Below are 323 nucleotides of genomic sequence, written 5' to 3' on the forward strand. Positions count from 1 at the left end.
ACGGTTAATCGCAACGCTTCGTTGCGAAGATTCATGCTTGCGTTAATATCTCTATCGTGATGACTATTGCACTCAGGGCAAGCCCATTCACGGACAGTGAGATTCTTAACGGCTTTGTTTTGGTAGCTACAATTTGAACACAATTGGCTGGATGGAAAGTTTTTCGCCACAGTGACAACTTGTTTGCCGTACCAGCCTGCTTTGTATTTAAGCATAGTCCGGAACTCTGACCATGAGACTTCGCTGATGGCTTTACTCAACTTGCGGTTCTTCACCATGTTCGACACCTGCAAATCTTCGATACCGATGATGTCGTGGTTTTT

The 323-nt window shown here is 44.9% G+C and carries 1 protein-coding gene; it reads right to left on the bottom strand.

Features of this window, described 5'->3' with window-relative positions; all coding sequences use genetic code 11:
* A partial coding sequence (locus tag ACYQ4S_RS12535) for an RNA-guided endonuclease TnpB family protein (protein ID WP_459771508.1) occupies positions 1–323 on the bottom strand: 323 nt, incomplete at both ends.

Source organism: Alkalibacterium sp. s-m-28 (assembly GCF_054658175.1).